Source organism: Kitasatospora nipponensis, assembly GCF_039528135.1.
Taxonomy (GTDB): Bacteria; Actinomycetota; Actinomycetes; order Streptomycetales; family Streptomycetaceae; genus Kitasatospora; species Kitasatospora nipponensis.
Genome location: NZ_BAAALF010000004.1, coordinates 48,102 through 67,281, shown reverse-complemented (window position 1 = coordinate 67,281; position 19,180 = coordinate 48,102). Strand labels below are relative to the sequence as shown.

Sequence of the window (19,180 nt, the reverse complement as noted above, 5' to 3'; positions counted from 1 at the left end):
CCCGAGTCGCCCACGTGGTCGGTGAGTCGGCGGGCCAGGGGGTCAGCCGGCGCTCGGGGCGTCGAGCCGGTCGCGGTCGATGTTGAGGGTGACGCCGCCCCAGGTCTCCCGGACGTCGCCGTCGTACTGGTGGATCCGCTGCTGGTCGGCCCACAGGTCGTCCGGGACCGTGCCGCTGCCGGCGGTGTCGGCCGCGTGGTCCCAGCGGGCGTACCACAGGACGTCGGGGGCGGGGGAGCGGCCGGCCCGGACGGCGGCGATCAGGTCGTGGACGCCGGAGTCGACGCTGGAGTAGAAGCCGGCCAGGTAGCCCGCCTGGTGGAGCTCGTCGGTCCAGCCGAGCACGGCGTCGACGACGGCGCGCACGCAGGTGGGGTCGTTCCCGCCGGGGTAGGACTCGATGTCCAGGTAGACCGGGTTGCCGGGGCCCAGGCCCAGCGCGGTGAGGCCGGCCACCGCCTCGTCGGCCTCCGCGCGGCCCTGCTCGGTGGCGTGGGCGGGGTCGAGGCGCCCGCTCTGCGGCGCGTCGCCGTTGCAGGGCGCCTGGCGGCCGACGTGGGTGGGGATCAGCCGCCAGCCCATGGCCAGCGCCTGGTGCACCCAGTCGGCGGTCAACCGCGGCTGCCCGCAGGCGCGCTGGCTGCCGCTGCTGTAGATGCCGACCGCGCTGTAGGGGGAGTCGTCCCACCAGGTCCGCATGGTGTCCAGCGGGGGCGCGGTGCAGGCCTCGAACCCGAGGCCGTGGGTGACCTCCGAGGCTCGCCGGTCGGGCTTGGCGGCCCCGGCCGGGCCGCCGGCGCGGCCGGCGCCGTCGGCGGGCCCGGCGGTACCGGGCGCCGCCTCGGCGGCGCCGGCGGGGAGCAGCAGGACGAGGGTGGCCGCGGTGAGCGCGGCTTGTCTGAGGAAGTGGCGCACAGGACCGGACTCTGCCGGGCCGTCGGGACGGACGAGGGCCCGCGCGCCGGACGGGGGGCGAAGCCAACCCGTCCGGCGGCGGTCGTACCGCCAGGCGGACGGACCCCGGGCGCCCCGGGCGCCCCGGCTGTCCGGCTGTCCGCCGGGCCGGCCGCCCGCGGGTCAGAGCAGGAAGGGGAGGTTCACGATCAGCGCGACGTACGCGATGGTCACGATCACGATGAACACCGCGAAGAGCACCGCGTGCGCCTGGTGCCAGGGCACCCGCACCCCGGGGAGCCGCGACCGCAGCTCACGGAAGGTCAGGAACCCGTGGTCGCGCACGGGCACGCCCAGCGCCGGCCACAGCTGACGCAGGGTGTCCGGCTGCCAGCGCCGGGCGTCGATCATCAGGGGCTTGGCGTCCCGCGAGGTGAGGACGATCCGGAACTTGTTCTCGCCCTCGACCGGCAAGCGCACCTGGTGCAGGCCGGTGATGTCCTCGACCGGGGTGCTCAGGATCCGGCGGCCCCAGCTGTCGCGGACCGTCAGGAGCCCCTCGTCCAGCCGGATGCGGGCGTTCGCCGCGCGCAGGCCCAGCCGCGCGGCGAGCCACACCAGCGGGACGGCGACCGCGACCACCGCCATCACCAGCCCGGCCGGGCCGGCCCCGGCCGAGCTGCCGCGCCCCCGCGCCATCAGCAGGCCGATGCGGACCATGCCGAAGAGGATGACGGGCGACGCCTTGAGCAGCAGGCCCCTGGCCGCGCTGGTGTCGCCCTTGACCGATATCCAGGGAAGATCGTCAGTTTCCTGTGACATGGCGGAGATTGTGGCACCGACCCCGGACAGCCGCTCAACTGCCCCCGCCCGCCGGTCCGGTGTCGAGGGCTCAGGCCGCCGGCGGCGTGGGGTGCGGCGGGCCGAGGTAGGGGAAGTGCGCCAACAGGTCGGTGTGCGGGCCGATGTGGTCGCCGGTGACCTTGCCGCCGGAGACCATCGCCAGGCGCGCCGAGGTGACGTCGTCGGTGAGCAGGCGCCCGTTCGGGTAGCCGGCGGGTGCGCTGCGGTCGTAGTGCAGCACGTCCGGCAGGATGGTGTGCAGCGCCTGCTCGGCGGCCTGGGCGTCGTAGCCGCCGGTGTGCTGCAGCACCGCCGTCCACGGCTCGCGGTAGGTCGCCCAGTCGTCGGTCGGCTCGCCCGCGTTGTACGCGTCCTTGACCTCCTCGGCGTTGAAGTACGCCGTCAGCGAGGGGTGCGCGCCGCGGTCGACGGAGATCAGCCGCCCCTCCCGCCGCAGGCTCACCCGTGCCCAGACGCCGATGGTCGGCTGGTCGCCCAGTTCGGCGTCGGGCACCTCCAGGGCCAGGCCCAGCACGTTCTTGTCGGCGCCCCAGTCCACCCCGGTCCACTGGAAGTCCCGGACGATCCCGTCCAGGTCGGCGAAGAACGGGTCGCTGCGCAGCGCGGCGCAGAACCGGTACCGCCCGGACTCGGAGACCGGCGGCTCGTGGCGCAGGCCCAGTTCGACCGGCACCCGGCGGAAGAGCACCTGGCCGTCGGCCTCGTGGGCGCGGGCCTGCACCCCGGTGGCCCGGTGGACGGTGACGCTCTGCCGCCCGTCCTCGAACGGCGAGAAGACGAAACTGAAGGCGACGTCGGCCTGGTGGTCGCCGTCGGTGTCGACGTTGATGCGGTAGACGGCATCGGGGTGGAAGTGCGCACCCTCGGCGGGGGCGATCGGGTGGACGTTCATGATCAGGACGGTGGACCCGCCCGGAACGGTGAAGGCGAACAGGTCGGTGAGGTCGAGGCGGGCGTCGTCCATGGGGGAGCGGAGCTGAGGGCCGCTGAGGTGGTGGGACATGCGCCCAGCATCAGCCGCTGCGCACGGCCGACCGCGCAGGCGGGGCCGCCGCCGGCACCGCAATCACCCCGGCAGCGGCCCACCCGCTCGCCAGTCGTCGCAGGCAGGCCCGCCGTTGGACGAGCGAGAGCCCGGCGACCGCCACGCCCAGGGCCAGCCAGCCCGCCGGTCCCGCGGTCATCACCACGCCGGTGAGCAGCAGCGGACCGGCGGACTTCTGGACGGACTGGGACATCCCCGCCACCCCCAGGTAGGAGGCCCGGGCCCCGGGTGGCGCCAGGTGCACCGCCAGCTCCCAGGAACTCACCGAGCGCATCAGCTCCGCCGCGGTGACCAGGACCGCGGCGAGCAGCAGGGCGGCTGAGGCGCTGGTGGCGCCGCCGCCGGTCGCCGTCGCCAGGATCGCGCAGCCGGCGAGCAGCGTCACGCCGTACACGGCCACCGCTCCGGCGGCCCGGCGCGCGCCCTCGGCCCGGGCGGAGACGCGCAGTTGCAGGACCACGACCAGGACGGTGTTGAGCACCAGGAAGGCCGGGACGACGGCGTGCGGCGCCCGGGTGTGGTGCACCAGCCAGAGCGGCAGGCCGACGTTGAGCACCGAGTCGTCCAGGTTCATCGGGATGTCGAGCAGGACGAAGAGCAGGTAGCCGCGGTCCCTCCAGGGGCTCGCCGGGGGCGCCGGCCGCGCCGCCGCGGCGGGCGACGCCTGTGCGGGTTGCGGTGCCTGGGCCGGTCCCGTCGCCACCACCCGCCCGCCGCCGTCCGGTTCGCGGGGCGACCAGACCAGGGCGGCGGCCAGCAGGAACGAGAGCGCGTTGCCCAGGATCAGCGCGCGGTAGGCGTCGACGGTGCCCACGGCGAGGCCGATCGCGGCGATCCCCGCTCCCAGCGCGTAGCCGGCGTTGGCGGCGCTGCGCGTCAGCGCCTGGTAGGTGGAGCGCCGCTCGCCCGCCAACCGGGTGGCGAAGAGCATCTCCAGCGTCTTGGCCCCGCGTTCGGCCAGCGAGGTGACGGCGACCACGGGCAGCAGCGCCGCGAAGCCGGAGCAGACCAGCAGCAGGCAGAAGGTGCCCAGCCGCAGCAGGTGGCAGCCGATCAGCAGCGGGCGCAGCGGGAGGCGGTCGGCCAGCCGGCCGGCCAGCGGGGAGCCGACGATGCCGGAGATGCCGGCCGCGCCCAGCAGCAGGCCCAGCTGACGGGCCTCCAGGTGGGCCACGAAGGTGAAGTAGAGCACCGAGGCGGCGCCCCAGATGCCGCTGCCGGTGCGGTCCAGGAACTGCGCGAGCAGCATGGTTCGCGCGTCCCGGCCGCCCGGTGGGTGGCGCAGTTGCGCCAGCAGGCCGGTGCCGCCGGTGCTCTCCTCGCCGCTCTCGTCGCGCTTGCCGTTCGTTCCGCCCGCGCCGCGCCGCATCGTCGGCCCCCGTTCCCTTGGCTTCGCTCGGTCGTGCATCGCGTTGTGCATCGCTTGGCAAGTATCTTGACGTCAAGATACTCCGTCGGGAAGCTTGCCCGACATGAATCTCGACGTCAAGATATTTGTTCAGCGAGGCGCCCGCACCCGGGTCGGGTAGTGGTCGGTGACGACCTGTCGCATGGCGCCGGTCGGATCGCTCGCCACGTCCCGCGCGCTGAAGAAGAGATGGCCGGCCACCTCGGGAAGGTCACGGGTGAGGGCGAGGTGGCGGGAGAGTTCGGCCGGGTCCCGCCAGGCCGCGGACTGCGCCGAGGCGCTCTGCTGGTAGAGCGCCTCACCCACGTACAGCCGCGTGCGGGTGCCGCGGACCACCTCGGCCCACCAGGGCGCCAGCTTCGCGTAGTCGCTGCCCGGCTGTCCGAGGTACCAGTACAGCTGGGGGGCGACGTAGTCGATCCACTCGTTGCGGACCCAGCCGCGGGTGTCGGCGTACAGGTCGTCGTAGGACGCGGTGCCGGACGTGTCGGAGCCCAGCGGGTCACTGCGCCGGTTGCGCCAGATGCCGAACGGGGAGATGCCGAAGCGCACCGGCCGGCGCGGCCGGCCCGAGCCGGTGACCGGCGCGCGGTTCAGCCCCGCGATCCGCTCGGCGGTCCCGCGGACCAGCCGGTCGACGTTGTCGCGCCGCCAGGCGGCCCGGTCCGTGAACCCGCCGCCGTGGCGCAGGAAGGCCGCGTCGTCGTCGAAGACCCGGCCGCTGATCGGGTAGGGGTAGAAGTAGTCGTCCCAGTGCACGCCGTCCACGTCGTAGCGGGCGACCGCGTCGAGCATCGCGTCCTGCACGAAGCCGCGCACCTCGGGCAGGCCGGGGTCGTAGAGCAGGCTGTCGCCGTAGCGCACCACCCACTCGGGGTGCAGGCGGGCGGGGTGCCAGGGCACGAGCTCGGTCGGGTCGGGGGTGAGGGCGATCCGGTAGGGGTTGAACCAGGCGTGCAGCTCCAGGTCGCGCCGGTGGGCCTCCCGGACGGCGAAGTCCAGCGGGTCCCAGCCCGGGTCGCGGCCCTGGACGCCCGTCAGGCAGGCCGCCCACGGCTCGTGGGGCGAGGGCCAGAGCGCGTCGGCCAGCGACCTGACCTGGAGCATCACCGCGTTCAGGCGCCGCTCGACCGCGCTGTCGAGCAGGGCGAGCAGTTCCGCCTGCTGCTGCTCGGGTGCCAGGCCGGGGCGGGAGGGCCAGTCCAGGTTGCGGACGGTGGCGATCCAGACGGCCCGCAGCTGCGGGGCCACCGGGTCGTTCGCGGGCGGGGCGGTCGTCGCGGGGTCGTTCGCGGGCGGGGCGGTCGTCGCGGGGTCGTTCGTCGGCGTGGCGGCCCGCGCGGGGTGGGCCGCGGCGTCCAGGCCGGTCAGGGCGGCCGCGCCACCCGCCGCGAGGAGTCGACGGCGGGGCAGCGGTGCGGAGGTGGGCATCCGGGCAGTGTGGCCCGCGCCCTTCGACCCGTCCGGGCGCAACGCCGCCCGGCCGCCGACCGCCAGCCCTTCGGGTCAAACGGGAGGGCCTACAACAGGAGGTTGCTGAGCAGTTCGGAGAGTTCGTGGCGATCGGCGCGGTCCAGCTTGTCCAGCAGGCTCGCCACGTGCTTCTCCACCGTGCGCGGCGAGATGAAGAGCAGCTTGGCGATCTCCGGGTTGCCCCGCCGCTCGCCGAGCAGGGTGAGCACCTCGAACTCCCGCGCGGTCACCCCGCGGTTCGCCAACTGGGCCGGGACGGCGCCGATTCCGGTGCGACGCTGCATCACCCGCACGCCCGCGCGGCGCAGCAGCGCCCGGCAGGCACCGGCGATCGCGGCCACGTCCACGCCGTGGAAGTGCTGCTCCGCCGCCCGCAGCCAGTCGACCGGCTCGCCCCACCCGTCGGCCAGCGCCGCCTCGGCGACCAGCCGCAGCAGCAGGTGCCGCGCCATCGGGAACGGCGCCGCGGCGGCCCTGGCCCGCGCCATCGTGTCGGCCGCCGCGTCCGCCCGCCCGGCCCGGCCGAGCAGCACCGCCTCGGCGGCCAGCACGAACTGCAGGTTCCAGCGCAGCTGGGCGGCGTGCGCGGCCCTGGTCTCGGCCAGCAGCTCCTCGCCCGCGCGGCCGGCCAGCACCTCCAGCAGCACGCCCAGGCCGTAGCGGCCGGACTGGTAGTAGATCGTGGGGTGGGTGCGTTCCCACTCGCGCACCCGCGCCATCTCGGCCTCCGCGCCCGGCCGGTCCTCGCCCAGCAGGGCGCAGATCGCCCGGTGGCCGAAGACCACCGGCGCGTGGAAGGACTGCTCCCCGCCGCGCTGGCGGAACTCCGCCAGGATCGCGCGCATCGCCTCGCGGCGGCCCTGGTGCGCCTGCGCCGCGATCTTGATCACCAGGCAGAACTGCGACTCGCCCTCCTGGTGCATCCGGGTGCTCGCCTCCAGCAGCCGGTCGGCCAGCGCCTCGGCCTGGTCGAACTCGCAGTACAGCACGTGCTGCATCGCCATCGTGGAGTCCGCCTGCGAGCCGGCGGTGACGGCGCCGAGCGCGAGTGCGGCCTGCCGGGCGAGCAGGATCTGCTCGGCCTGCCCGGTGCGCATCAACTCGTTGGTGGCCAGCCGGATCTGGGCGCGCAACCGCCAGATCGGCAGGCCGTGGGCGTCGGCGGTGGCGAACATGTGGCGCAGGTGGACGTCCGCGTCGTCGAAGCTGTGGCGCCGGGCGAGCAGGGCGAGCACCTGGCGGCCCTGGCAGGCGGTGGCCGGCAGCGCGACCTCCTCCGCGGTGCGCACCGCGCGCAGGGCCAACTCCTCGGCGCGCGCGGCCCGGTCGTCGCCCTGGCTGCCGGCCAGCGTGAGCAGGTGGGCCTCCACCACGTCCAGCGGGGCCAGATGGGCCGGCGAGGCGTCGTCGGACAGCAGCCGGCGGGCCAGCGCGACCTGCTCGGCGGCCTTCTCCCAGTGGTTGCCGACCACGCAGACCCAGGCGAGCCGGGTCAGCAACTCGGCGCGCTGCTGCGGCGCGAGCAGCACCGAGCCGTACAGGTCGGCGCCGCGGCGCAGCGCCTGCTCGACGTCGCCCGCCTCGGTCAGCGCGTAGAGCAGCGACTCCAGCACCTCGGCCCGCCGCGCGGCGTGCGAGTGCGCCGGGATCAGTTCGAGCACCCGCTCCAGCAGCCGCTGCGCCGAGGCCGCCGCGCCGTCGTCCAGCGCGCGGCGCCCGGCCATCGCGTAGAGCAGGCCGGCGGCCGGCTCGTCACCGGTGCCCAGTCGCAGCCGCGCCGCCAACTGGCACAACTCGCCTGGGAGTTCGGGGGAGAGCGCCTCCACCGCGGCGGCCGCGGCCGCCGCCAACGCCCGGCGTTCGCCCGGCAGTACCCCGCCGGCCAGCGCCTCGGCGGCCCAACCATGGCAGAAGGTGCACCAGTTGGGCGCGGTCCGGGAGGGCTCCAGCAGCTGCGCCTCGGTACCGGCCCGGACCAGCGCGTGCAACTCGTCGTCGCTCAGGCCGCAGACGCTCTGCAGCACGTCCAGCGGGAAGCGCCGCCCGATGATCGCGGCGGCCTGCAACGCCCGGTGCCACTGCGGGCCCAGGCGGCGTGCGCGGTCGTTGACGCTGGCGGCCACCGTGGACGGCAGGTCGCGCGGGATGCCCCCGACCAGCTGCCAGCCGCTCTCGGTGCGGGCCAGCGCCCCGGCGTCCACGCCGCCGCGCAGCAGTTCCTCCACGATGAAGGGGTTGCCGTCGGCGCTCTGGGTGAGCCAGCGCAGCACGCCCGCCGGCAGCTCGGCCTCGCCCACCTCCAGGCAGCCGGCGGCGAGTTGGGCCACCTGGGGGTCGGTCAGCGGGGTGAGCTCCAGCAGCCGCGCGACCCGGTGGCGGGCGCTGGAGTGGGCCAGCCGCAGCGCGGGCGAGGGCGTGGAACGGACCGTGGCCAGCAGCAGGACGGGCAGGCCGGCCAGGTTGTCGACCAGGTACTCGACGATGGCCATCGTCTCGGCGTCGCAGTCCTGCAGGTCGCTCAGACAGATCAGTGCGCCGCGTCCGCGGCCGACCACGCCCAGCAGGCGCAGCACCGACTCGGCCAGCACCACCGGCGAGTCGTCGCTCGCGTAGGGGGCCGCGTCGCGCCACTCGGGGATCAGCCGCCCCAACGTGGGCCGGTAGGGCGCCAGGTCCGGGTCGTCGGGCACGGCGCCCGAGCGCACGATCGAGAAGAGCGCCTCGGTGAGCGGACGGAACGGCACCGCGGCGCCGGCCTGGGTGGCCCGGCCGCGCAGCACGGCCATGCCGTCCTCCTCGGCCATCGCGATGCACTCCTGGACCAGGCGTGATTTGCCCAGGCCCGCTTCGGCGGCCATGAAAACGGCGCCGCCCCGACCGGATCGGGCTCCGGTGAGCGCGCTCTTGAGGGTGCTGAGTTCTTCGGTACGCCCGATCACTAACGGCGACGACATCTGCACCCGCGCAATCTACCCCGACTCAAGTGGGTTATGCGGTCATAGACCTTTATCTGCTGGAATAAGCCGCGCAAAGTGTTGTCAATGTGCTGGATTCCGTCGATTCGGCCGTATTCGGCGTCATTCAGCTCCATTCAGCTGATCCTGCGCCGATCGGACACCAGGCACGGGCGCGAGACCCGAGGTCAGAGGCCCCAGGGGTCCCGGGAGACGTCAGCCGTCTCCGGAATCGCCGTCACCGTCGCCGTCGCAGGGAAACACGCACGGGGGTGGGATTTCGGTTGCGTGCCGGCGGTGGTGAGTGTGGTGACCGCTCCGGATACCGACGACCCGTGCCCACCCTGGTCCACCCGCGCCGAACGGCTTCACCCGCGCTCGGCCGTACTCAGCCGTGGGCGGTCGGCGCCCAGGGCCGCACCGCCAGCACCCCGGTGGGGATCGTCAGCGGCAGGTCCACCGCCAGCAGCGCCTCGAGGTACTCGGCGCGGGTGACCGAGCGGGTGCCGAGGGCGGTGGCGTAGTCGTGCGGTACCTGGATGTCGATCAGCTCCGCGAGCCCGTGCAGCCGGCGGCTGAGGTCGGCGAAGGCCACCCGGGTCGCGTGCGGGTGACGGCCGAAGGCGGAGTCGACGCTGAAGACGTTGCCGATCCCGGTGCCGAAGAGTCCGGCGATGAGGGTGTCCTCGTGCCAGATCTCGATGCTGTGCGCCCAGCCGGCCTCGTGCAATGCGATCAGCGAGGCGCGGTAGGCGTCGGTGATCCAGCTGGAGCCGGCCTGCTCCTGGCAGTCCTCGACCACGCTGGCGAACGCGTGGTCGCAGCTGACGATCCACTGCGGCCCGGTGTCGTCCGCGCTGTGCCGCAGGCAGCTGGACAGGTGCCGGGCCCCGACCGGGATCACCGGCCGCCGGGCCGGACTCCACCAGGTCAAGGGGCGGGCGTCGACGCTCTTCACGGCCGGGAACGCGGTGATCCGGCCGTCCGCCAGGTGGTGCGCGTAGCGGGCGCGCTGGGTCGCGGCGGCGTGGTCGCGGTGGCGGGGGAAGGGGAAGGCGCCGTGCCGGTGGGCCTCCAGCAGCCGGTGCGGCTCGGTCGATCCGCCGATGGCGACCGGCAGGTCGAGCTCGGCCGCCGACAGGTCGACCCACTCCCAGGGCATGTCACCGATCATGGTTCGTCCGCCTCGGGATCGCGCCGGACCGGCCGGGGCCGGACCGGCCGACTTCGCAGGTGTCGCGGCCTGCCGGATCGGGCCGCAGTGGACGCGGGTCGAATTGCCCCATGGTCGTGGCCGCTTTCTCGCGCTGACTGCGCTGACTGCGCTGATTGCGTGGACTTCGGTGGACTTCGTGGACGGGTGCTCGGGCTGGTGCGGGGAACGGGGGTTGTGCTCGCAGTTGCCGGCGGTGAAACCTGATGCCGGTGACCGACGCCCGGCCCGTGCCGTCATCGGGTCGGCGCGGCTCAGCCGTTGCCGGTGCCGCCGTCGGCCCGGACCGCGCAGGCGTGGCTGCCGACGGCGCAGGGCGTCGCCGCTCCGCCGGCCGCCGCCACCGTCGTCAGGCCCGCCAGGGCGGTGAGCGTCACCAGCGCCATCGTCGCCAGTGCCCGGACCGTGCCCTGAGTCTTGAACGTCATCGCTCTGTCTCCCTCGTCTGCTGGTCCGCACAGCCTGGCAACGACGGCGGTCGCGAACATGCGTGACCCTCACCCATATTTCGCCCGGGCCGCCCACGCACGGTCCCCCGGCGCAGGCCCGAGCCCTGGGCCGGGCCCGGCTGGTTCCACCCTGTCCGGCGGGCCGGTGGGCGTGATCGCCCGTACAGTCCCCAAAGCCCTGCTGGCAAGTGATCGTTCGGCCGATTCACGGAGGCCGGGGGTGGGCTGCGACGACGGTCTCCGCGGCTTCCGGCCGAATTGGTCTCTACCAATTGCTTCGGCCTCGGCGGGGGTGGAGGATCTCACGACGAAGCGCCGGGCTGTGGACGCCGGTGCTCGCGTCAGAGGGAGGAAGGCACCGACATGGCACTTCGCACAGCGGTTTCCACCATGGCCCTGGCCGCAATGGTGGTCGTGGGCGGGCTGATCGCCGCCCCGGCCGCCCAGGCGTCCGGACTCACCTACATCGGCATGTACCCGAATGCTGCCGCGTGCAACGCCGCGGGCCAGGCCTACGTGGACAGCGGGCAGGCGGTCATCTACTTCTGCGACGTCGCTCCGCAGACCGCTCGCCTCTCCGTCCGCTTCTACTGACCCCGTGCGGGCCCGGCGACGCGACGCGACGCCGGGCCCACTCGGGTGAACGTCCCTAGTACAGGCTGCTGTTGATGGAGGCGCCGGTGGTGCGGTCCTCCAGGACGACCATGTCCTGGTAGGTGGGCCCGTCGTAGTAGACGGGGGTCACCGACCGGCTGAAGGCCGAGACCGTGCCCTCGTAGCCGTTGATGAACTGGATGATCGCCACCTCGCAGACGTGGCCCCCGGTCGAGGTGAGCACGCCCTGCTGGTACTCGTGGGAGCTGTTGTTGTAGCCCTCCAGGATGGTCTGCTCGGCCACGCAGCCACCGGCCGAGATGGTCTGGCGGACCCACGAGGTGGTGGCGGAGGCCGACGTCGCGGTGAGCAGCGGCGTGGCGATCAGGGCGAGCGCTCCGGCGGTGAGAGCCAACTTCCTGGTCATGGTGTTTCCCCCGTGCTGAGTGTGGTGAGTGGAGTGAGTGGTGTGCGGCGTGCGGTGCCCTATCCTGCCAGCACCTCCCGCAGGGCCTGGGCCTCCTTCACGACCCGGCTCGTCCCGCCCCGCGCCGCGGTGGCCGACACCTCGGCGATCGGTCCCCGCGCACCGCTGCGCCGCGCGCAGTCGGCGGCCACCGCCAGCAGCTCGCCCGCGCCCCGCACGGGCCTGGTCGGGAGCAGACCGGGCAGGGCTGCGGCGAGCACCGACCAGACCGTGCCGTACGCCCCCGTCGCGGCGGCGGTGTGCGCGGCGTCGGTCAGGCGGTTGGCCTTCACCGCGCCGATCAGCACCAGCTCCGCCAACTCCCGTCCGAGCAGCGGGCCGTCCAGGTCACCCCGGGCGGCGAGCACCAGCAGGGCGTCCACGGCGGCGGCGCGGTCCTCGGGCAGCCGGGCGCCCAGCCCGTAGCCGACCGCCAGGTGGACGGCCGGGCCGGCCGGACCGTCGGCCTCGGCGAGGTAGGGGAGCAGCTGCGCCACGCCCTTGCCGTCCACGTTCGCGAAGGCGTCGAGCAGCCGGGCGGCCAGCTCCTCGCGGTGGTGGGGCAGGGTGGCGAGCCAGTGCCGAACCGGGGAGGCACGCCAGTAGCGGATGGTCCGCCTGCCCGAGTGGACCAGCGGCCCCACCAGCTCGGCCGCGTCGGCGGCCAGCGGCTCGTCCAGCACCGCGCCGGGCTGCTGGATCACGGTCAGCACGGCGCCCTGCAGGTCGTAGGCCTGCCACCGGTCCAACCCGCGGTCCTCCTGCGGGATCAGGCGCAGTCGGGTGGAGGGTTGGGCGGGCAGGCCGCCCGACCTGAGCCAGCGGGCGGCACGCCGTCCTGCCGGTGAGGCGAGCCGGTCCGCGGCGGCCAGCACCGCGGGGTCGTCGGTGGGGACGACCCGGAGCAGGGCCTGCGCGAAGTCGGCGGGGCCGACGTCCGCGTTCGCCGCCTCGTAGCCCGCCAGTCGCTCGACCAGCACCGCCGGGTCCAGCGCGCCGGTGCTCAGGGTCGGGGTGGCGAGCAGGAACGGCGTGCGGCCGGACCGCAGTTGGCGGGCCGCCTCCTCCAGGCGGCCGGCGAGCAGGTTGCCGAAGGCGGTGGCGCGGTGGGTGCTGCGCAGCAGCTCGGGGGCCGTGCGGCGGGCCGCCACCGCGGCGACGTGCAGGATGTCGCAGGGCGAGCAGTCCATCCACCGCGTGCCCGACCACGGGTGGACCCGCAGCACCGGCTCCAACGCCTCGGTGAGCGCGGGGCGGTCCCGGTAGGTGTGGCGCACCAGGCCGTCGAGGGCGCGTTCGAAGGCGATCACGTCCGCGTCACCCGCCAGGATCGCGCCCAGCTCCTCGGCCACCTCCGCCGGACTGCCCAGCGGGCCGGGCACCGGCCCGGGCCGCGGCGCGAGCGGCAGCAGCTCCTCGTACGCCTCGGCGGGCGCCGGGAGTTCGACGCCGAAGAGCTCGGCGGCGCGGGCCGCGTGGGCCGGGTTGAGCGCCTCGGCCGCCTCCCGCAGGCGCGGCAGCACCCCCTCGCCCGCCGCCGCGAGGTGACGGGCGATCACCTTCAGCGCGCGGTCCTGCGTGTCGGGGTCGGGGTGGCCCAGGGCCTCCGCGGCCGCGAGCACCACCTCGCCGGAGCGGGCCGCGTCGCGCCGCGCCGCCTTGTCCAGCCAGCTCAACTGGCCGCGCACGAGCTTCTTCTCGGTGCGGAACAGGACCCGCTCGGCGGCCTCGCCGAGCAGACCGGGCGCCAGCAGGCCCGCCGCGTCGAGGTCGGCCAGCACCTGCTGGGCGTGCACGGCGACGGTGGAGAGCGCGTCCAGCAGCGCGAGGTAGCTCCTGACCCGGGCCGCGTTCTCCTCGGCCGTCGGCGCGAAGACCTCCAGGAGCGTCAGGAAGCCGCGCTGGTCGCTGGGCCGCCCACCCCGCAGCAGCCGGGCCAGGCAGCGGTCGATCAGCTCGGCCCGGTCCAGCACGCCCTCCTCGGCGAGCCGCGCCAGGCACCGGGCCCAGCCGCCGCCGTCCAGTTGGGCATGCCGCGCGCTGTCGAACTCGGCGCCGATCTCGTCGATCTCGAACAGGTGCGGGACCAGCAGCGGCACGAACGGGTCGGCCCTCAGCCGCTTCCACAGGGTGCGGCCGACGACCCCGCCGGTCAGCTGCCGGGCCCGGTCGCGCTGCCAGCCCCGGTCGGTGAACCAGTGCGCGACGAAGGCCTCGGTGGTCGGCACCGGGCAGCCGGTGGTCAGCACCAGGTGCTCCAGGAACTGGTACTCGTCGGACCACCAGTTCGCCCTGCGGCGCGCGGCCATCCTGGCGACCACCGTGCTGCGCCACTCCACCGGCTGGCTCTCCACGACCGCCAGCAGCGCGGGGTGGCGCCAGCCGTTGCCGCGGCTGAACTCCGCCCCGCCCAGCCAGGCGTCCGCCTCGGTGGCGGCGGTGTGGCAGCCGGCCCCCGCGATCAGCAGCGCCTCGGTGACGGCGGGCTTCTGCCACCAGTCCTCGCGGATCTCCCGGCGGAACGCCTTCAGCTCCGGCAGGTGGGCGCGGCGCTCGGCCGGGGTCAGGGCGGCCAACTCGGCGGCCACGCCGTCGGCGTCGCCCGCCCGGACCAGGTCGATCAGGCTCATCGCGTCCCCTCCACCCTCTGGCTCCCCACGGTCGCGGCCGTGACCGTTGTGCCGGCGGCCGTTGCGCTCCGGGTCAGGCTCACCGCGAGCGCGTGCTTGCACGGCCCGCGCCCGCCGCGGTACTTGGCCCACCACAGGCAGGTGCAGCTCAGCCGCCCGTCCGCCCCCGCCCGCACCCGCTGCACGTGGTCGTCCACGCTCACCAGCGCGCCGCCGCCCGGCTCGGGGCGCACCGCGCCGGCCGCGACCAGTGCGTGGGCCGCCCGCAGCCGTGGGTTCTGCGTCTCGGCGCGGCCGGAGTCGTACGGGAGCTGGCGGTGGAAGTACGCGGCCTCGGCGGTGTCGTAGCCGATCTGACCGGCCGTCCCGAGCCGGGTCAGCGCGGCGCGCACCCGGGCGACCGGCAGTCCCGCCTGCTCGGCGAGTTCGGCCGGGTCGATGCGCGGCTCCCAGGCCAGCAGCACCGAGACGAGCTCGGCGTCGGCGGCCGCGTCCCCGGTGGCGAGCGCGTCCAGCACCCCGCCCTCGCCGGAGAAGCCGCGCGAGGCGTCCGGCGACAGCGTGAGGGTCAGCCGCATGCCCGGCAGCAGCACCTCCCAGGCGGCGGCCGCGGGCGCGGGGCCGGCGGGCGGCCCGTACACGCGCAGGGCCAGCGCGTGCCGCAACACCCGCTGCAGCGCGGCCAGTCGTTCGGGGCCCGGCAGGCAGACCGCGCCGGGGACGGGCCGGCTGGTCGGGCGCAGCGTCCGGCCGGCCGCGACCACCCACTGCGCGGTGCGGGCGCCGGCGCGGCCGGTCCCGCGCGGCAGCGAGCGCAGGAAGCGGACGGCCTCGGCGGCCGGCACCTCGGCGCGCAGGTCGAACCCGGCCGCCACCACCTGGGTCTCGGCGAAGCCGCGCAGCCAGCGCTCCGGCAGCGGGACCTTCTTCTCGACCAGCGGACCGTCCAGGGTGGTGACCTCCAGGGCCTGCGGTCCGACGGCCAGGTGCAGCGGGTCGGCGGCGCCGATCAGGCCGAGCGCCTCGCGGAGCGGGTTGTTGACGTCCACGTTGGTGGTGCCGTGGCCGATGTCGTCGCCGTCCAGTCCCTCGGCGAGCACGTCGAGGCGGGCGTACACGCCGCAGCACCCGGAGAACGACTCGAAGCGCAGCCGGTCGCCGTTGGCGGTGACCACCGGATCGAGCGAGGCGGGCCGCAACGGCTGGTAGTACCGGGTGGCGGCCACGTCGGCGACCGCGAGCAGGGCCGCGGCGGCGGGTGCCGGCGCGGTCAGGAACCCGCTGAAGAACCGGGGGTTGGCGGCCGCTCCGGTCGGGGTCGCCCCACCCGAGGTCTCCAGCGCGAGGCTGCGTCCGCTGCTGTTCTCGCGCACGGCGGAGGAGCGGAGGTAGGCGTACGTCTGTACGGCTTGCGTCATGGTGAGAACGCTAGAACCCCGCACCGACAGGCCCGCAACCGCCAGGGGGATCGCCGGCGCCCGGACGGGGAGCGCAGGGAAATCCGCTCGACCTGGCGACCGGCCGGAAGAGACCCTACGGGCATGGAGTTCCTCTGCTACCACCGCGACCGGCCCGACTCCCTGGCACTGCGCGACGAACTGCTCGAAGAGCACTGGTCCTACATGGACCGGTTCGCGAAGGGGATGATCGCCCGGGGCCCGACCCTCACCGGCGACGGCGACGCTCCCACCGGCAGCGTGCACATCGTCGACCTGCCCGATCCCGCCGCCGCCCGCGCGTTCGCCTTCGACGAGCCGGGCTACCAGGCCGGTGTCTACCGGGACGTGCTGCTGCGACGGTGGAGCAACACGCTGGGGCGCACCATGTGGGACTTCCCCGGTGGCCGGGACGGCGGCAACCGGTACCTCGTGCTCGGCCTCGGCGCAGGGCGGGCCGCCGACCTCGCCGTGCCGACCGACCGTGCCGAACTGATCGCCTACGGGCCGCTGCTGTCCGACGACGGCGGCACCTGGCTGGGAACGGCGGCGCTGGTCCGGGCGCCGGACCCGCAGACGGCACGGGCCGTCCTGACCCAGGACCGGTACGCCGACATCGAGGTGCACCTCTGGCAGTTCGGCGGGCGTCCGGCGTGACCTGAGGCCGTCCAGGCCGGCATCACCGCCGCGACCCCGAGGTGTGCTCGGCGTCCCCTTCGTCACAGCGGGGTCGCCAACGGCCCGTCGGGACCGGTGGCCACCGCCGTCGCCCAGTGGCTACGCTGGACGAGGGGGTTTCGGCCGGCGGGAGGGGCAGTTCGTGGATCCGGAGATGGCTGCGTTGGCGAGCACGGCGGGCACGACCTTGGTCACCCTGCTGGCCACGGACGCGTGGCAACGCACCAGGGACGGCTTCGCCTCCCTGTGGCGCCGCGTCCAGCCCGAGCGGGCCGAGGCCGTGGTCGCCGAACTCGACGCGACCCGGAGCGACCTGCTCGCCGCCGAAGCCGGCGGCGACGCCGACTCCCGCGCGGAGTTGAGCGCGGAGTGGCAGGGCCGGGTGCGCCGGCTGCTCGTGGCGCACCCCGAGGAGCGGGAGGCCCTGCGGACGCTGATCGACGAACTGGCCCCGCACCCGCCGGTGGTCCCCTCGGTGACGCAGCACGCGACCGCCTCCGGCCATGCCCGGGTCTACCAGGCGGGCCGTGACCAGAACTTCAGCCAGCAGTGAGCACCGGGAACGAGGCCCGCGCCGATGGCCAGGGCCGCGTCTACCAGGCCTCCGGCGACCAGCACATCATCGAGCACCACCACCATGCCCCCGGCTGGTCGGGCCCCGACTCGGTACGCCGACCGGCGATCGGGCGCGCACCCCTCCAACTGCGCGACCGTGTCGCCGAGATGGACCGCCTGCGGGCCGCCGTCGAGCCGGGTGCCAGCAACGGCGTCTACGTCCTGCACGGCCTCGGCGGCTGCGGCAAGACCGCCGTCGCCTACACCCTCTTCCAGCACGCCACCACCGAGGCGGGGCGCATCGGGCTCTGGGTCAACGCCTCCGACAGCGCCTCGCTGCGCTCGGGCATGCTCGCGGTCGCGGCCGACCGGGGCGCCACCGACGGTGAACTGACGGGTGCGCGCAGTGGGTTGCGCCCTGCCGCCGATCTCGTCTGGCACTATCTGGACCGCTCCGACCAGCCCTGGCTACTGGTCCTCGACAACGCCGACACTCCGGAGATCCTGCGCGACGGTGGCTGGTTGCGCACCAGCGCGGCCGGCACCGTCGTCGTCACCACCCGGCAGGCGGCGCCCCGCTGGTGGCCCAGCGCCGAACTCCTGCAGTTCGGCGTGCTCCCACGCCAGGACGCCGCTCTCGTGCTGCGCGACCTCGCCCCGCACGCCGGGTCGGTCGAGGACGCGGCGCAGGTCGCCGACCGCCTCGGCCGGCTGCCGCTGGCGCTCACCCTGGCCGGCGGATTCCTCGCGCACCAGGTGATCTCCCCCTGGACCCTCGCCGACTACGGCCGCCAACTCACCAGCGGCCCGCACCCCGACCCCATCGACCTGATCGACCAGGGCGCCAGCGCCATCGGCGACGGCTCCCGTCACCTGCTCAGCCGCACCTGGCAGATCTCCGTCGACGCGCTCGCCGCCCAGGGCCTGCCCGAGTCGGGCCACCTGCTGCGCCTGCTCGCCTGCTGGGCCAGTGACCCGCTGCCGCTCGCGCTGCTGGCCGGGGCCGAACTCGATCCCGAACTCCCCGCGCTCCGCGTGGAACCCGCGCTGCGTGGTCTGCTCGAGCACTCCCTCGCCGAGCTCGTCTCCCACGGGCTGCGCTGCCTGCGCACGCACGGCGTGCTCCTCGACAGCGTGGCCCGGTCCACGCCCGCCGAGCAGCGCGAACGGCTCGCGGCCACGGCCGCCCGCCTGCTGCTGGCCGCGGCGCCGCAGGTGCCCGACCGCGGGCCGCAGGACCCTGGAGTGACCCTGCTGGTGCCGCACGTCAGCGCGCTGCTGCGGCGAACCATCGGCTGGGCGTGCGGTCGATCGACGGTGGAGGCCGCGGCGGAGTGCGCCCTTCGGGTGGTCACCGCGGTCCACCGCAGTGGCGACTACGCGGCCGCGCTCAGCCTGGCGGGCGAGGCCGTGCACCTGGCGGCCGCGAGCCTGGGTGAGGAGAACGTCCTCGTGCTCCGGCTGCGCCTTCGGGTGGGACGGTCGCTGTACCGTCTGGGCCGGTTCGAGGAGGCCCTGGGCCGGTACCGACAGGTGCTCGCGGACTGCGAACGGGTGCTGGGCCCGGACGCGCCGGACACCCTGGAAGCGTGTCTGCGACTGGCCTGGCCCCTGATCAATCTCGGACAGCGGGCGGAAGGCGTCGCACTGATCCGACGGGCGACGGAGGGCCGGACCCGCCTGTGGGGGCCCCTGCACCCGCTCTCGCTCCTGGCCCGAGCGGCCCTGGTGAGCGAGACCTCCGCGCAGCCGGAGGAGGCGGAGGCCAGTGAGACCTTGATCGCGGACTGCCGTCGCGAACTCGGGGAGGGCCACTCCATCACGCTGGCCGCCGAACTCGACTACGCCTACGCGCTCAGCGACGCCGGACGGCCGGCCGACGCACTTCCCCACATCCGCGCGGCCGTTGCCCATCTCGTGCAGCGCTTCGGATCCGACTACCCGCTGGCGTTGAACGCCCGCTCGACGCTCTGCGCGGTCCTGGGTGCCCTCGGCCAGTACCCGGAGGCGATCGAGCACGCGGAGCTGCTGGTCGACGGCCGGGCCAGGGTGCTGGGACCGGCGCACCCGTGGACGCTCTACGCGCAGGGCCTCCTTGACCGGTTCCGCAGCTCGGGGCCCCCGCGCTGAGGGGGTGGCCGCGGGAACTGCTGGAGGACGTGGCGCTCTCGGTCTCCACGCGGATCCGGATCACCCTGGAGAACATCGCCAAGCTGGCCGCGGTGGGCGGGGTGAGCGGTGTCGAATCCCGGTTCAGCGCCCCCGAGGACGGGCCGAACCACGTGGGGCTCTCGGTCTTCCGGTTCGACCACAGCGCGCTGGTGACGCCGCACCTCGCCCGTGCGGTCGGACACGACTCGCCGATGATGCACCTGCGGCGCGGTCAGGAGGACGGACTGTTCGACCGTTTCGCCGAGCATGCCGAGGAGCTCTGGCAGCGTGGCGCGCCCCCGCGCTGAGGAGGTCGTTGCCGACATGCCGCCGCTGCGGGGAGGGAGCCGCCTGTGAGGCCCGGCAGGCG

At 74.7% G+C, this 19,180-nt stretch carries 15 protein-coding genes and 1 pseudogene; 5 read left to right on the top strand and 11 right to left on the bottom strand.

What is annotated here, in order from left to right:
* Nucleotides 1–42: 42 nt before the first annotated feature.
* The 8 genes from ABD323_RS02310 to ABD323_RS02275 form a co-directional block, all read right to left on the bottom strand.
* On the bottom strand, nt 43–915 hold the full coding sequence (locus ABD323_RS02310) for a DUF1906 domain-containing protein (protein ID WP_344438405.1): 873 nt from the start codon (nt 913–915) through the stop codon (nt 43–45).
* Nucleotides 916–1,077: 162 nt separating this feature from the next.
* A complete protein-coding gene (locus ABD323_RS02305) occupies nt 1,078–1,716 on the bottom strand; it encodes a hypothetical protein (protein ID WP_344438403.1) in 639 nt (212 codons plus the stop codon).
* Between the two features lie 70 nt (nt 1,717–1,786).
* On the bottom strand, nt 1,787–2,761 hold the full coding sequence (locus tag ABD323_RS02300) for a DUF4331 family protein (RefSeq protein WP_344438401.1): 975 nt from the start codon (nt 2,759–2,761) through the stop codon (nt 1,787–1,789).
* Nucleotides 2,762–2,771: 10 nt separating this feature from the next.
* On the bottom strand, nt 2,772–4,172 hold the full coding sequence (locus tag ABD323_RS02295; protein WP_344438399.1) for an MFS transporter: 1,401 nt from the start codon (nt 4,170–4,172) through the stop codon (nt 2,772–2,774).
* A gap of 129 nt (nt 4,173–4,301) precedes the next feature.
* Nucleotides 4,302–5,642: a glycoside hydrolase family 10-like protein gene (locus ABD323_RS02290; RefSeq protein ID WP_344438397.1), complete on the bottom strand. Its 1,341-nt coding sequence runs from the start codon at nt 5,640–5,642 to the stop codon at nt 4,302–4,304.
* Between the two features lie 89 nt (nt 5,643–5,731).
* A complete protein-coding gene (locus ABD323_RS02285) occupies nt 5,732–8,638 on the bottom strand; it encodes a helix-turn-helix transcriptional regulator (RefSeq protein ID WP_344438395.1) in 2,907 nt (968 codons plus the stop codon).
* Nucleotides 8,639–9,026: 388 nt separating this feature from the next.
* Nucleotides 9,027–9,800 (bottom strand): leucyl/phenylalanyl-tRNA--protein transferase, encoded by a 774-nt coding sequence (locus tag ABD323_RS02280; protein ID WP_344438393.1) that lies wholly within the window; start codon nt 9,798–9,800, stop codon nt 9,027–9,029.
* 305 nt (nt 9,801–10,105) lie between these two features.
* The gene (locus tag ABD323_RS02275) at nt 10,106–10,279 is read right to left on the bottom strand and encodes a hypothetical protein (protein ID WP_344438392.1); all 174 of its coding nucleotides are present in this window, start codon (nt 10,277–10,279) and stop codon (nt 10,106–10,108) included.
* A gap of 384 nt (nt 10,280–10,663) precedes the next feature.
* Here ABD323_RS02275 and ABD323_RS02270 point away from each other — a divergent pair, with 384 nt between their 5' ends.
* Nucleotides 10,664–10,894: a hypothetical protein gene (locus ABD323_RS02270; protein WP_344438390.1), complete on the top strand. Its 231-nt coding sequence runs from the start codon at nt 10,664–10,666 to the stop codon at nt 10,892–10,894.
* Between the two features lie 55 nt (nt 10,895–10,949).
* Here ABD323_RS02270 and ABD323_RS02265 read toward each other — a convergent pair whose 3' ends face one another.
* Genes ABD323_RS02265 through ABD323_RS02255 form a run of 3 tightly spaced genes read right to left on the bottom strand, consistent with a single transcriptional unit; the run spans nt 10,950 to nt 15,408 of the window.
* The gene (locus ABD323_RS02265) at nt 10,950–11,321 is read right to left on the bottom strand and encodes a hypothetical protein (protein WP_344438388.1); all 372 of its coding nucleotides are present in this window, start codon (nt 11,319–11,321) and stop codon (nt 10,950–10,952) included.
* Between the two features lie 59 nt (nt 11,322–11,380).
* Nucleotides 11,381–13,990: a DUF7824 domain-containing protein gene (locus ABD323_RS02260; protein WP_344438386.1), complete on the bottom strand. Its 2,610-nt coding sequence runs from the start codon at nt 13,988–13,990 to the stop codon at nt 11,381–11,383.
* Nucleotides 13,987–15,408 carry an SWIM zinc finger family protein gene (locus ABD323_RS02255; RefSeq protein WP_344438384.1) on the bottom strand — a complete coding sequence of 474 codons (1,422 nt, stop codon included), beginning with the start codon at nt 15,406–15,408 and terminating at the stop codon, nt 13,987–13,989. Before ABD323_RS02255 ends, ABD323_RS02260 begins: the two co-directional genes overlap by 4 nt.
* A gap of 123 nt (nt 15,409–15,531) precedes the next feature.
* Between ABD323_RS02255 and ABD323_RS02250 the strand changes: the two genes are divergently transcribed.
* The 4 genes and pseudogenes from ABD323_RS02250 to ABD323_RS02235 form a co-directional block, all read left to right on the top strand.
* Nucleotides 15,532–16,083, top strand: coding sequence for a YciI family protein (locus ABD323_RS02250; protein WP_344438381.1), 552 nt, complete (start codon nt 15,532–15,534; stop codon nt 16,081–16,083).
* A 163-nt stretch (nt 16,084–16,246) separates the two neighbouring features.
* Nucleotides 16,247–16,657, top strand: coding sequence for a hypothetical protein (locus tag ABD323_RS02245; protein WP_344438379.1), 411 nt, complete (start codon nt 16,247–16,249; stop codon nt 16,655–16,657).
* The gene (locus ABD323_RS02240) at nt 16,654–18,789 is read left to right on the top strand and encodes a tetratricopeptide repeat protein (protein WP_344438376.1); all 2,136 of its coding nucleotides are present in this window, start codon (nt 16,654–16,656) and stop codon (nt 18,787–18,789) included. The genes ABD323_RS02245 and ABD323_RS02240 overlap by 4 nt, the downstream gene beginning before the upstream one ends.
* Before the next feature lie 11 nt (nt 18,790–18,800).
* Nucleotides 18,801–19,118: pseudogene (locus ABD323_RS02235) on the top strand (XRE family transcriptional regulator); the annotation flags it as partial.
* Nucleotides 19,119–19,180: the final 62 nt, after the last annotated feature.